This is a genomic window from Streptomyces sp. NPDC001868 (assembly GCF_040297125.1).
GTDB lineage: Bacteria > Actinomycetota > Actinomycetes > Streptomycetales > Streptomycetaceae > Streptomyces.
Genome location: NZ_JBEOYO010000048.1, coordinates 13,814 through 25,761, shown reverse-complemented (window position 1 = coordinate 25,761; position 11,948 = coordinate 13,814). Strand labels below are relative to the sequence as shown.

General features: G+C 72.1%; 15 protein-coding genes. 11 read left to right on the top strand and 4 right to left on the bottom strand.

The annotated features are described in order from the left end of the window. Positions 1 to 154 precede the first annotated feature (154 nt). The 5 genes from ABT147_RS36740 (at position 155) to ABT147_RS36720 (ending at position 2,386) form a co-directional block, all read left to right on the top strand. Positions 155 to 601, top strand: a complete 447-nt coding sequence (locus ABT147_RS36740) for an RICIN domain-containing protein (protein ID WP_351414512.1) — start codon at positions 155 to 157, stop codon at positions 599 to 601. Between the two features lie 273 nt (positions 602 to 874). Further along, the gene (locus tag ABT147_RS36735; RefSeq protein WP_351414510.1) at positions 875 to 1,255 is read left to right on the top strand and encodes a hypothetical protein; all 381 of its coding nucleotides are present in this window, start codon (positions 875 to 877) and stop codon (positions 1,253 to 1,255) included. Between the two features lie 35 nt (positions 1,256 to 1,290). Further along, entirely contained in the window at positions 1,291 to 1,656 is a 366-nt protein-coding gene (locus ABT147_RS36730; protein WP_351414508.1) for a hypothetical protein, read from the top strand. A gap of 62 nt (positions 1,657 to 1,718) precedes the next feature. Then, a complete protein-coding gene (locus ABT147_RS36725; RefSeq protein ID WP_351414506.1) occupies positions 1,719 to 1,994 on the top strand; it encodes a hypothetical protein in 276 nt (91 codons plus the stop codon). Next, positions 1,991 to 2,386 carry a DNA-binding protein gene (locus ABT147_RS36720; RefSeq protein WP_351414504.1) on the top strand — a complete coding sequence of 132 codons (396 nt, stop codon included), beginning with the start codon at positions 1,991 to 1,993 and terminating at the stop codon, positions 2,384 to 2,386. The genes ABT147_RS36725 and ABT147_RS36720 overlap by 4 nt, the downstream gene beginning before the upstream one ends. A gap of 87 nt (positions 2,387 to 2,473) precedes the next feature. On the opposite strand, the gene ABT147_RS36715 is transcribed toward ABT147_RS36720, so the two are convergent. The 3 genes from ABT147_RS36715 to ABT147_RS36705 are packed head-to-tail and all read right to left on the bottom strand — an operon-like array spanning position 2,474 to position 5,633. Further along, the gene (locus ABT147_RS36715; protein ID WP_351414590.1) at positions 2,474 to 3,271 is read right to left on the bottom strand and encodes a sugar phosphate isomerase/epimerase family protein; all 798 of its coding nucleotides are present in this window, start codon (positions 3,269 to 3,271) and stop codon (positions 2,474 to 2,476) included. A 38-nt stretch (positions 3,272 to 3,309) separates the two neighbouring features. Continuing rightward, on the bottom strand, positions 3,310 to 4,479 hold the full coding sequence (locus tag ABT147_RS36710) for a dihydrodipicolinate synthase family protein (protein WP_351414502.1): 1,170 nt from the start codon (positions 4,477 to 4,479) through the stop codon (positions 3,310 to 3,312). After that, positions 4,476 to 5,633, bottom strand: coding sequence for a Gfo/Idh/MocA family protein (locus ABT147_RS36705; protein ID WP_351414500.1), 1,158 nt, complete (start codon positions 5,631 to 5,633; stop codon positions 4,476 to 4,478). The genes ABT147_RS36710 and ABT147_RS36705 overlap by 4 nt, the downstream gene beginning before the upstream one ends. 246 nt (positions 5,634 to 5,879) lie before the next feature. Between ABT147_RS36705 and ABT147_RS36700 the strand changes: the two genes are divergently transcribed. Continuing rightward, a complete protein-coding gene (locus ABT147_RS36700; protein ID WP_351414498.1) occupies positions 5,880 to 6,923 on the top strand; it encodes a LacI family DNA-binding transcriptional regulator in 1,044 nt (347 codons plus the stop codon). A 54-nt stretch (positions 6,924 to 6,977) separates the two neighbouring features. On the opposite strand, the gene ABT147_RS36695 is transcribed toward ABT147_RS36700, so the two are convergent. Next, entirely contained in the window at positions 6,978 to 7,460 is a 483-nt protein-coding gene (locus tag ABT147_RS36695) for a hypothetical protein (RefSeq protein ID WP_351414496.1), read from the bottom strand. Between the two features lie 183 nt (positions 7,461 to 7,643). Here ABT147_RS36695 and ABT147_RS36690 point away from each other — a divergent pair, with 183 nt between their 5' ends. The 5 genes from ABT147_RS36690 (at position 7,644) to ABT147_RS36670 (ending at position 11,711) form a co-directional block, all read left to right on the top strand. Then, positions 7,644 to 7,841, top strand: coding sequence for a CsbD family protein (locus ABT147_RS36690; protein ID WP_351414494.1), 198 nt, complete (start codon positions 7,644 to 7,646; stop codon positions 7,839 to 7,841). A gap of 233 nt (positions 7,842 to 8,074) precedes the next feature. Further along, the gene (locus tag ABT147_RS36685; RefSeq protein WP_351414492.1) at positions 8,075 to 9,076 is read left to right on the top strand and encodes an iron-containing redox enzyme family protein; all 1,002 of its coding nucleotides are present in this window, start codon (positions 8,075 to 8,077) and stop codon (positions 9,074 to 9,076) included. 117 nt (positions 9,077 to 9,193) lie between these two features. Next, positions 9,194 to 9,943 (top strand): methyltransferase, encoded by a 750-nt coding sequence (locus ABT147_RS36680; protein ID WP_351414490.1) that lies wholly within the window; start codon positions 9,194 to 9,196, stop codon positions 9,941 to 9,943. Continuing rightward, positions 9,924 to 10,157, top strand: a complete 234-nt coding sequence (locus tag ABT147_RS36675) for a CDGSH iron-sulfur domain-containing protein (protein WP_351414488.1) — start codon at positions 9,924 to 9,926, stop codon at positions 10,155 to 10,157. The genes ABT147_RS36680 and ABT147_RS36675 overlap by 20 nt, the downstream gene beginning before the upstream one ends. 15 nt (positions 10,158 to 10,172) lie before the next feature. Further along, entirely contained in the window at positions 10,173 to 11,711 is a 1,539-nt protein-coding gene (locus tag ABT147_RS36670) for an FAD-dependent oxidoreductase (RefSeq protein ID WP_351414486.1), read from the top strand. Positions 11,712 to 11,948 lie beyond the last annotated feature (237 nt).

Genomic DNA, 11,948 nt, shown 5'->3' with positions numbered 1-11,948 from the left:
GACTCAGCGATAACGACAACTTCGGCCCTCGCCCCGCATTCTGGTCATTCTCGTACCCCGAGCGGACTCGTCCTTTCTCCGCCCGCCCCTTGATCCAGTGACCCAGGAGATGCTCATGTCCCGTGCTCCGAAGGCAGCGCGAAGAATCGCCGCGGTGGTTCTCGCACTCGGTTCCGTCCTGCTCCTGTCCCCGTCTCCGGCTCAGGCCGCGGGGTGGGAGGAGCTGAAGAACGACCATTCCCGGAAGTGTCTGGCGATTCCCCACGGCAGTGGCAGCAGCACCGCCCATCCGATCCAATGGACCTGCAGTGGCGACACCGAACAGCAGTGGGAGCTGCGTCACGTGCGGGACGAGTGGTACCAGCTCGCCAACCGGGCCACCGATGAGTGCCTCATCGGCACTGCCGCCGGCACCCAGCCCACTCAGTACACCTGTACCGAATCCCCGTGGCACCTCTGGAAGCGCGACAGCATCAACCGGCTGCGCAGCTACGCCAACGCCGAGGACAACTGCCTCGCCGTCCCCAACTCCAGCACCGCCAACGGAGTCGAGGTGATCATGTGGCCCTGCAGCTTGAACCACGACCAGCGTTGGCTCTGATCAGCCGCGCTCCCGCGTCGAGAGCCGTTTGACCAGCGACAGCCGGCGCGGTGCCAGGGCGCGGCGGCAGGGGTTCGGCTCGCGTGTCGGTGATCTCGATGCGGAGGGAGCCGGTGGGCAGGGAGAGGTAGACGCGTCGGCAACGCACCCGTGGACGCGTGGCTGATGACGGCGGCGGAACGGCCGTGATCCAGCCGGACCGGCGGCGGTACCTTGGCCCCGCAACGTCCGTCCCGGCCTGCGACGGCCTTGATCGTCATCGGCGAGGAGCCCATGCTCACCTCTCATTTCTCCCGTACCGAGTGGTGGATCGCCGCCGCCGTGGCCGGGGTCGCCCTGGCCGTGGCGATCGCGTCGCTGGTCCCCGCGAGGAAGGACTGGTGGAAGGCCGTCCTGCCCGTCCTGGGGGCGGCCGTCTTCGTGGGGCTGAGCGCTCCGTCCGAGGAGGCCGACGGGGACCCCATAGCCCTGCCGCTGTTCACCGCCACCGCGCTGGGCCTGGCGCTCATGCGGGTCGCCTTCGCCGGTCACATCAAGCGCCAGCAGGAGCGGGCGCGTTCGGGCCAACCGTGGGAGAGACTGACCACCAGGCAGAAAGTGGTCTTCTTCCTCACCTTCACCGCGGTCGTGGCACTCATGGCCCGCTTTCTGTGAGAGATCGGGTCAGAGATCGATAGGAGATGCACACCTTGGGCGCTCTGTGGATCGCCGCCGCCGTGGCCGGCGTCGCCATGGCGATGGTGTTCGCGTCCCTGTTCCCCAGTACGCGCAGGGGCAAGTGGGAGGCGGTCCTGCTCGTCCTGGCCGTGGCGGCCTACGCGGCCCTGCGGGGGCTGCCCGAGGACGAGGACGGGGAGCCCCGCATGGCCCTGCTGGTGTTCATCGCCGTCGCGATCAACTTCGCGATCAACCACGCCGCCTTCGTCGGCTGGTCCAAGCGCCAGGAGGAGCTGGTCCGCCTGGGCCGCCCCGTGGAGAAGCTGAAGGCCAGGCACTACGCGGTCATAATCCTCGGCTTCGTGGTGAGCATGGCCGTCGTGATCCCCCTGCGGTGACGGCCGCGCTCTCCCGCGTCTGCGACAGAACGTTCTAATAGAAGTTTTGCTAGATTGGGTGTGTGAGTGAGCACGCCTACGGGCCCGGTGAGGGTCCCACCAAGTCCGTCTCGGTCTCCGTCCACGAGGGCACCATCGCGGCCCTCCGTTCCCGCGTCGGCAAGCGCGGCATCTCCGCCTACGTGGAGGCCGCGATCCAGCGGCAGATCGAGCGGGATCAGCTCGACGAGCTCATCGCCGCGAACGAGGAGATGCACGGCCCGCTCACCCAGGAGGAGATCGACGCGGCCGAGCGCGAGATGTTCGGCGGAGGCCAGGGCGACCGGGTGGTGGCGTGAGCGGCACCTGGGTTCTCGACAGCGAAGCCCTGTCCCTGTATTTGCGCGGCGACCGGACGATGACCGCTCGGCTCGCCGTCGCCCGTAAGCGGGACGTCCGGGTGGTCACGAGCGCGGCGACCATCGTCGAAGCCGACCCACAAGGCGCACACACCGCCCGCCTCGCCTGGGCCCTCTCCCGGCTCGTGGTGGAACCGGTCACCAAGGACACCGCCAAAGAGGCTCTCGCGCGGATGAAGGACAGCGGCAGGACCGGAGGGCACAAGTACGCCTTGGACGCGATCGTCGCCGCCACCGCCCGGGCGGCACAGCCCCCGGTGACCGTCCTCACCTCCGACCTCGACGACCTCAAGCCGCTCTGCGGCAAGCAGGTCGAGGTGCGGCAGGTCTGACCCCGGCGTCGGGTCCCCTCCCTGCCCGTGCGACGCCGCCGGTCCCCGGGACACCAGCAGGCCCCCGGGAACCGGACGGCGACCATGTCACGCCGCGTGCTCCACGAACCGCCGGGCCGTCTGCTCCAGCAACTCCCGTCCGTCACCCGCCCACAGGTCGTCGTTGAACAGCTCGACCTCGATGGGGCCGGTGTAGCCCGCCACCTCGACGTAGGACTTCCACTCGCGCATGTCGATCGAGCCGTCGCCGATCTGGCCACGGCCGGTCAGGACTCCCTGGGGCAACGGGGTGATCCAGTCGGCGAGTTGGAAGGTGTGGATACGGCCGGTGGCGCCCGCGCGGGCGATCGCCGCCGGGGCCGTGTCGTCCCACCAGATGTGGTACGTGTCGACCGTCACGCCCACCTGGTCCGCCGGGAAGCGTTCCGCGATGTCCAGCGCCTGGGAGAGCGTCGACACCACGCAGCGGTCCGACGCGAACATGGGGTGGAGGGGTTCGATGGCCAGACGGACGCCGTTCGCCGCCGCGTAGGGGCCCAGTTCGGCCAGCGCGTCCGCGATGCGCTCCCGCGCGCCGTGCAGGTCCTTCGAGCCCGCCGGGAGGCCGCCCGAGACCAGGACCAGCGTGTCCGTGCCCAGGGTCGCCGCCTCGTCGATCGCCTTGCGGTTGTCGGCCAGGGCCGCCGCCCGCTCGGTCGGGTCGATCGCCGTGAAGAAGCCGCCCCGGCAGAGGGTCGTGACCGCGAGGCCCGCGTCGCGGACCAGCTTGGCGGTGGCGTCCAGGCCGTGCGCCGCCACCGGCTCGCGCCACAGGCCGACGCCCGTGATGCCCAACTCCACGCAACCGGCGACCAGTTCGGTCATCGACAGCTGCTTGACCGTCATCTGGTTGATGGAGAAGCGGGACAGATCTCCGATGGCGCTCACTGGGCCACTCCGTACAGGGAGAGCAGGTTCTTCATCCGGGTCTCCGCAAGCGCCGGGTCCGGGAACAGGCCCAGGCCGTCGGCCAGTTCGTAGGCGCGGGCGAAGTGCGGGAGGGAGCGGGCCGACTGGAGGCCGCCGACCATCGTGAAGTGCGACTGGTGGCCGGCCAGCCACGCCAGGAAGACGACACCCGTCTTGTAGAAGCGGGTGGGGGTCTGGAAGAGGTGGCGGGAGAGTTCGACGGTGGGGTCGAGGAGGTCCCGGAAGCCCTTCACATCGCCCGTGTCCAGGACGCGGACCGCCTCCGCCGCCAGGGGCCCCAGCGGGTCGAAGATGCCGAGCAGCGCGTGGCTGAAGCCCTTCTCGTCGCCCGCGATCAGCTCGGGGTAGTTGAAGTCGTCGCCCGTGTAGCAGCGGACGCCCTGCGGGAGGCGGCGGCGGATGTCGATCTCGCGCTGGGCGTCCAGCAGGGAGACCTTGATGCCGTCGACCTTGTCCGGGTGGGCGGCGATCACGGCGAGGAAGGTCTCCGTGGCCGCGTCGAGGTCCGAGGAGCCCCAGTAGCCGTCCAGCGCCGGGTCGAACATGGGGCCGAGCCAGTGCAGGACGACCGGTTCGGCGGCCTGGCGGAGCAGGTGGCCGTAGATCTCCAGGTAGTCCTCGGGGCCGGTCGCGGCGGCGGCCAGCGCGCGCGAGGCCATCAGGATCGCCTGGGCGCCCGACTCCTCGACGAGCGCCAGCTGCTCCTCGTACGCCTTACGGATCTCCGCCAGGGAGGCCGTGGCCGGGTCGGTGAGCTGGTCGGTGCCGACGCCGCAGGCGATCAGGCCGCCGACCGACTTCGCCTCGGCCGCGCTGCGGCGGATCAGCTCCGCCGCGCCCGCCCAGTCGAGGCCCATACCGCGCTGCGCGGTGTCCATCGCCTCGGCGACACCCAGGCCGTGCGACCACAGGTGGCGGCGGAAGGCGAGGGTGGCGTCCCAGTCAACGGCGGCGGGCGAGTCAGGGGAGACGTCCGCGAAGGGGTCCGCGACGACGTGCGCCGCCGAGAAGACCGTACGGGAGGTGAGGGCGGTGCCCGGGGACACCGCCAGGGGCGCGGTGCGCGGGGTGTAGGCCCGCAACTGCCCGTCGGCACCAGGGAGTTGGATGATCCCGTTCGTCACAGCGAGATCTCCGGTACGTCGAGACGGACACCCTCGGCCGAGGACTTCAGGCCCAGCTCGGCCAGCTGGACGCCACGGGCGCCGGCCAGCAGGTCCCAGTGGTAGGGCGCGTCGGCGTAGACGTGCTTGAAGAACAGCTCCCACTGTGCCTTGAAGCCGTTGTCGAACTCGGCGTTGTCCGGCACCTCCTGCCACTGGTCGCGGAAGGAGTAGGTGGCGGGGATGTCGGGGTTCCAGACCGGCTTCGGGGTGGCGGAGCGGTGCTGGACACGGCAGTTGCGCAGGCCCGCCACCGCCGAGCCCTCGGTGCCGTCGACCTGGAACTCGACCAGCTCGTCGCGGTTGACGCGGACGGCCCAGGACGAGTTGATCTGGGCGATCGCGCCGCCGTCCAGCTCGAAGATGCCGTACGCGGCGTCGTCGGCCGTGGCGTCGTAGGGCTTGTCCTGCTCGTCCCAGCGCTGCGGGATGTGCGTGGCGGTGAGGGCCTGGACGGACTTCACGCGGCCGAACAGCTCGTGCAGGACGTACTCCCAGTGCGGGAACATGTCGACGACGATGCCGCCGCCGTCCTCCGCGCGGTAGTTCCATGAGGGGCGCTGGGCCTCCTGCCAGTCGCCCTCGAAGACCCAGTAGCCGAACTCGCCCCGGATGGAGAGGATGCGGCCGAAGAAGCCGCCGTCGATGAGGCGCTTCAGCTTGAGGAGACCGGGGAGGAACAGTTTGTCCTGGACGACGCCGTGCTTGATGCCGGCGGCGTTCGCCAGCCGGGCCAGCTCCAGGGCGCCGTCGAGGCCCGTCGCCGTCGGCTTCTCCGTGTAGATGTGCTTGCCGGCCGCGATCGCCTTCTTGATCGCCTCCTCGCGGGCCGAGGTGACCTGCGCGTCGAAGTAGATCTCGACGGTCGGGTCGGCGAGGACGGCGTCCACATCCGTGGAGACGTTCGCCGGGTCCAGGCCGTGCTGCTCGGCGAGCGCCTTCAGCGCGTGCTCGCGGCGGCCGACGAGGATCGGCTCCGGCCACAGCACGGTGCCGTCGCCGAGGTCGAGACCGCCCTGCTCGCGGAGGGCGAGGATCGAGCGGACCAGGTGCTGGCGGTAGCCCATGCGCCCGGTCACGCCGTTCATGGCGATCCGTACGGTTTTGCGCATCACGGCCGTTTCCTTTCGTTGGTATGCGTTCGGGGTGCGTTCGTTTTTGCGTACGCGTCCGGCGCCGCGTACGCCCGACGAAAGGTGAGCGTCCCAGCAAGCGCTTTCTATCTGATGAGAAGCTAGCCTCTGAGCAGCGGTCTGGACAAGACCGCGAGGGGGTCGAGTTGTTCGAGGGGGCGAACGGCGATCGCGGCCGTAAGGTTCCCCGACAGCCCGAACATCACGCGCACCGGAGGACGAGCAACGATGACTGTGACCCTGGCGGACGTGGCGGCCCGTGCGCAGGTGTCGCCCGCGACCGTCTCCCGGGTGCTCAACGGCAACTACCCGGTGGCCGCGTCCACGCGCGAGCGGGTGCTGAAGGCCGTGGACGAGCTGGACTACGTCCTCAACGGCCCCGCCAGCGCGCTCGCCGCCGCCACCTCCGACCTGGTCGGCATCCTGGTGAACGACATCGCCGACCCCTTCTTCGGGATCATGGCCGCCGCCATCCAGTCCGAGATCGGCGGGCCGGGCGGGCGTGCTGGCGGGGAGCGGCTGGGTGTGGTGTGCAACACGGGCGGCTCCCCGGAGCGCGAGCTGACGTATCTCACGCTGCTGCAGCGGCAGCGGGCCGCCGCCGTCGTGCTGACCGGTGGGGCCATCGAGGACCCGGCGCACCTGGCCGCCGTCGGCAACAAGTTGCGGAAGCTCGCGGAGGCCGGGACGCGGGTGGTGCTGTGCGGACGGCCGCCCACGCCGGAGGCCATCGCGATCACCTTCGACAACCGGGGCGGCGGGCAGCGGCTCACCGAGCATCTGATCGGGCTCGGGCACCGGCGGCTCGGCTACATCGCCGGGCCCCAGGAGCGGACGACAACGCGGCACCGGCTGGAGGGCCACCGCGCGGCGCTCGCGGAGGCCGGGATCGAGGACGACCCCCGCTGGACGGTGTACGGGCGCTATGACCGGCTCTCCGGATACGAGGCGACGCTGGAGCTGCTGCGGCGGGATCCGTCGCTGACGGCCGTGGTCGCCGCCAACGACACGGTGGCGCTGGGGGCGTGCGCGGCGCTCCGCGACTCCGGGCTGCGGATTCCGGACGACGTCTCCGTCGCCGGGTTCGACGACCTGCCGTTCAGCATCGACGCGGTACCCGCGCTGACGACCGTACGGCTGCCGCTGTCGGAGGCGGGGGCCCGGGCCGGGCGGATCGCCATGGGCCGCGAGGAGCCGCCGCCGGGCGGGATCGCCACGGTGCGGGGGGAGTTGATGGTGCGGGGGTCCAGTGGGGGGCCTCGGGAGGAGTGAGGGCTGCCTCTTGAAGGGGGAGGGAGGCGGCTGGGCGGGGCCGGGGGTGCTGGATCAGGCCGGGGATGTGTCCGAGGGGTGCCGGGAGGTTTCCGGGCGAGCCCGTGAGGCGCGCAACGCTCGGGTGATCGCCGTCCCCAGGGCGAGTGCGCAGAGTGTCGCGCCGGTGAAGACGACCGGGTTCACCCAGCCGGGGACCAGCTCGGTTCCCGTGCCCTCCTCCGTGACGCACCGCACGCTGAGCGGCAGGGTCAGTTGGGTCACCACGTACCTCCCGGGGGCGCCGGAGGCCGTGCACAACTGCTCCGGGTCCAGGAGGTAGAAGCCGGACAGCACGCCGCCCGCGTACGCGCCCAGCGCCGTCACGCCGCCGATGACCGCCACCAGGGCGCACGTACCGGTGTCCGGCAGGTGCCGGCGCTCGCCGCCCGTCCGCCGGTCGTGTGCGCGCACGGTGCGGTTCACGGTGACGGCCGCGAAGACCAACGGCGCCAGGAACGGGGCGAGGACCAGGGCGAAGACGATGAAGGACGCCATGCTTGAGCGGACTTCGTCGAGGGGACGGCGGTTCCCGCGCGAGGAGATCCGCGTGGACGGTCGGGTCAGTACCGGCCCCCGCCCCCGACTCCCTCACCGAGCGTGATCGTTCGGCGCGCGCGGGTCACCGGTCCGCCGTACGTTGGGCGGGCAAGGCACTTCACCCCTCACCAAGGAGTAACCATGGCCGCCAAGGACAAGGGCAGCATGGACAAGATCAAGGGCAAGGCCAAGGAGATGACCGGCAAGGTCACCGGCGACCGTACGCAGCAGGCCGAGGGCAAGATGCAGCAGGCGCGCGGCGAGGCCAAGAAGATGAAGGGCAAGGCGCAGGAGCACATCCAGGACCCGCAGCGTTCCCCGCGGCGCGACGGTATGTGAGGTCGCGTCCGCGGAAGGGGGCTCCCGTGCGCGGGGAGCCCCCTTCGCCATGAGTGCCGTGTGCGCCGTGTGCGCCGTGTGCGCTGCGAGCGTCATGAGCGCCGCTAGCGCCGTGAGTGCCGCTAGCGCTGTGAGCCCCGCCGGCCCTGTCAGCACCGCCCGTCTCAGTCCCGTCGGCGCCGCGGGCGGGTCGGCGCAGGTGAGTACCCGCGCGGTTCGGGTACCCGGCGCGCATGAAGACCCGGGTGGCAGGACCGGCGCTGCCGGAGAGCAGGGGCCGGGTTTCGGCTGCGGTGAGGGAGTGTCTGCGGGGGACGGGGGCACCGCCCGGCAGCCGGGAGATCGCCGGGGCCGACCCCTTCGGGGAGGATCTTCAGCTCGCCCTCTACCTCTGCTACGAACTGCACTACCGGGGTTTCGCCGAGGCCGACGCCGCCCTCGAATGGGACCCGGAGCTGCTGCGCTGCCGGGCGGCCCTGGAGTGGCCGTTCCTCGAAAGCCTGCGCGACCGGGCGACCCGGCACGTGAGCGCCCGGGAGGCGCTGGACGAGCTGCTCGTGGAACCGGCGGGTGGTGACGGGGGCGGAGGCGGCGTCGGGGGCTTTCTCCAGGACGAGGGCGAGCTGTGGCAGGTGCGTGAGTACGCGGCGCAGCGGTCGCTGTACCACCTGAAGGAGGCCGACCCGCACGCCTGGGTGCTGCCCCGGCTGTGGGGGCGGGCGAAGGCGGGGATGGCCGCGGTGGAGTTCGACGAGTTCGGCGGGGGCCGGGCCGAGCGGGTGCACGCGCGTCTCTTCGCCGACCTCATGACCGACCTGGGGCTCGACCCGGCGTACGGCCGCTATGTGGACGCCGCCGGTGCCGAGGCGCTCGCCCTGGTGAACGTGATGTCCCTCTTCGGGCTGCACCGGGCCCTGCGCGGCGCCCTGGTCGGGCATTTCGCGACGGTCGAGATCACCTCCTCCCCCGGCTCCCGGCGGCTCGCCCGCGCCATGCGGCGGACCGGGGCCGGTGCCGCCGCCGAGCACTTCTACGACGAGCACGTCGAGGCCGACGCCGTACACGAACAGATCGTCCGGCGGGATGTCGTCGCCGGGCTGCTGGAGGAGGAACCGCAGCTGGACGCCGATGTGGCCTTCGGCGTCGACGCCACCACCCATCTGGAGGACGCCCTCGCCGACCGCCTCCTCGGAGCGTGGCGGACGGGCCGGTCGTCCCTCCGCACACCGGTATGACGTCGGCCTGACGCCGGTCCGACGCCGGTCCGACGCACAAGCGCCGGGACACCTCAACAGACAGACGCTCGGATACCCGACCGGTCCGCCGGCTCACCTCCCTGGAGGCCCCTCCCCGTGATCCCACTGCCGTTCCGGCTCACGCTGCCCGTGTCCCTGCCCGGTGTCTACGCCCCGCAGGACGACACCGAGCTGCTGGTCCACGCCCTGTCGCGGGAGCCCCTCGGCTCGCGGGCCCTGGTGCTGGACGTCGGTACGGGGACGGGAGCGGTCGCCCTGGCCGCGGCGCGGCGGGGCGCGCGGGTCACGGCGGTCGACATCTCCTGGCGGGCCGTGCTCAACGCCAAGGTCAACGCCGTCCTGGCGAGGCTGCCGATGACGGTCGTCCGGGGCAATCTGCTGGCCCCGGTGTCCGGACGGTCCTTCGACCTCATCCTGTCCAACCCGCCGTACGTACCGGGCCCGGAACCGGCACGGAGACGTGGGCCGGGGCCGGGCCCGGGCGCGGCCCCGAGGCCCGACCGCTCCGGCACCGCGCAGGGCGCCGCGCGGGCCTGGGACGGCGGGTGGGACGGCCGGCTCGTGCTGGACCCCATCTGCCGGGACTCGCCGTCGCTGCTGCGGCCGGGCGGGGTGCTGCTGCTGGTCCAGTCGGCACTCAGCGACGCGGAGCTGTCGCTCGCGCAACTGCGGGCGGCGGGGCTGCGGGCCGAGGTCGTCGACCGGCGGCAGGTCGCGTTCGGGCCCGTCCTGCGGTCGCGGAGCGCGTGGCTGCGCGGTCGCGGACTCCTGGGGGACACGCCCGGACGCCTCGACGGCGACGAGAAGGAGGAGCTGGTGGTCATCCGTGCCGAACGACCGCTCTGAACGCCGCCGCGTCACCCTGCAACGTCCCGGCCCGCTGCTGGTCGAGGGGCCGGTCGAGGTCACGCTGGAGGACGGGACGACCGTGTCGTCGGACCGCTTCTGCGTGGCCCTGTGCACCTGTCGCCGCAGCGGGATCTACCCGTGGTGCGACACCAGCCACCGGCGCCGGGCCGCTCCCGAGGACCCCCGCCGCACCCAGCCGCCGCCCGACTGAAGGGAACCCGAAACCATGGAGCCCAGGAAGCACGAGCAGCCGCCGCAGCGGTCGTACTGGATGGAGAGCGCGCCGCCCGAGGGCGGGCACCCGGCTCTCGACGAGGATCTGATCGTCGACGTGGCCGTGGTGGGGGCGGGGATCGCGGGGATCAGCACCGCGTGGGAGCTGGCCCGGCGGGGGCGGCGGGTGGCGCTGCTGGAGGCCGACCGGGTCGCGGCGGGGGTCACGGGGCATACGACGGCCAAGGTGACGGCCCTGCACACGCTGATCTACGACCGGCTGCGGCGGACCCGGGGCGCCGAGGCCGCCGCGCTGTACGCGCGGTCGCAGAGCGAGGCGATCCGGCATGCCGCCGCGCTGGTGGACGAGCTGGGCATCGCGTGCGACTGGGAGGACGCGACGGCCTACACGTACGCCGAGGACAAGGGGCGCGTCGAGGAGCTGCGGGCCGAGGCGGAGGCGGCGCGGGAGGCCGGGCTGCCCGCCGCGTTCGTGACGGAGACGGGGCTGCCGTTCCCGGTCGCGGGGGCGGTGCGGGTCGAGGGACAGGCCCAGTTCCATCCCCGTAAGTACCTGCTGGCGCTGGTCGGGGATCTGGTGCGGCAGGGCGCGTCGGTGCATGAGGGGACGCGGGTGGTGCGGCTCAAGGAGGGGACGCCGTGCCGGCTGACGACCGAGGCGGGGTTCACGGTGACCGCCAAGGACGTCGTGGTCGCCACGCACCACCCCGTGTTCGACCGGGCGCTGCTCTTCACCCGGCTCTCCCCGCGCCGCGAACTCGTGCTCGCGGCGCCGGCCCCGGCCGACACCGACCCGCACGGCATGTACCTCACCCCGGAGCGGCGCACGCGCTCGGTGCGGACCGCCCCGTACGGGGACGGGCGGCGGCTGCTGATCGTCACCGGGGAGCACTTCACGCCGGGCTCCACCGATGTCGAGGAACGGTTCGGGCTCCTCGCCGACTGGGCCGTCGAGCGCTTCGGGCCGCTCGGCTTCACCCACCGCTGGGCGACGCAGGACAACGACTCCACCGACTCCGTCCCGCTCGTCGGCCCCTTCCACGCGGGCAGCCGGCACACCTGGGTGGCGACCGGGTTCGGTGGCTGGGGCATGAGCGGCGGCATCATGGCCGGGCGGCTGCTGGCCGAGCAGATCACCGGGCACAAGGAGCCGTGGAGCGACCTGTACGACCCGCGCCGGGTGCTCAGCGCCGTGCGTGAGGCGCCGAGCTTCCTCAAGCACCAGGCGCAGGTCGCCCGTCACTTCGTCGGCGACCGGATCGGATCGGGCGCCGGGGACGCCTCCGTCGAGGCCATCGCCCCCGGGGACGGCGCGGTCGTCCGGCTCCACGGTCAGCACTGCGCGGTCCACCGGGACGAGGACGGCTCGCTGCACGCCGTCTCCGCCCGGTGCACCCACCTGGGCTGCCTGGTCGGCTTCAACCGGGCCGAGCGGACGTGGGAGTGCCCTTGTCATGGGTCCCGCTTCGACGTCGAGGGGCGGATCGTGCAGGGGCCTGCTACGAAACGGTTGGAGAGGCGGGACATCTGATGCGGGTGCGGGTGCGGGGGTGTTTGGTGGGGGCGTCGTGTCGGGGGCGGGTGTCGGTGCGGTTGGCGGGTGCGTCGTGTCGGGGGTGGGGGTCGGGGTCGGTTCGTACGGTGGATGCGGGTGGGTCCGGGCGGGTCGCGCGGTTCCCCGCGCCCCTGAAGGGCGGGGCTGCGCCCCTGCCCTTCTGTCGTCGAGCCGGACACGCCCACTCACCCGCCGCCGACGTGTACGGTCCGA

What these genes read in the sequence shown, in the direction of transcription:
- ABT147_RS36735 (WP_351414510.1), top strand. Translation starts at nt 875, where the DNA reads ATGCTCACCTCTCATTTCTCCCGTACCGAGTGGTGGATCGCCGCCGCC.
- ABT147_RS36715 (WP_351414590.1), bottom strand. Translation starts at nt 3,271, where the DNA reads ATGACGGTCAAGCAGCTGTCGATGACCGAACTGGTCGCCGGTTGCGTG.
- ABT147_RS36700 (WP_351414498.1), top strand. Translation starts at nt 5,880, where the DNA reads ATGACTGTGACCCTGGCGGACGTGGCGGCCCGTGCGCAGGTGTCGCCC.
- ABT147_RS36695 (WP_351414496.1), bottom strand. Translation starts at nt 7,460, where the DNA reads ATGGCGTCCTTCATCGTCTTCGCCCTGGTCCTCGCCCCGTTCCTGGCG.
- ABT147_RS36690 (WP_351414494.1), top strand. Translation starts at nt 7,644, where the DNA reads ATGGCCGCCAAGGACAAGGGCAGCATGGACAAGATCAAGGGCAAGGCC.
- ABT147_RS36685 (WP_351414492.1), top strand. Translation starts at nt 8,075, where the DNA reads ATGAAGACCCGGGTGGCAGGACCGGCGCTGCCGGAGAGCAGGGGCCGG.
- ABT147_RS36670 (WP_351414486.1), top strand. Translation starts at nt 10,173, where the DNA reads ATGGAGCCCAGGAAGCACGAGCAGCCGCCGCAGCGGTCGTACTGGATG.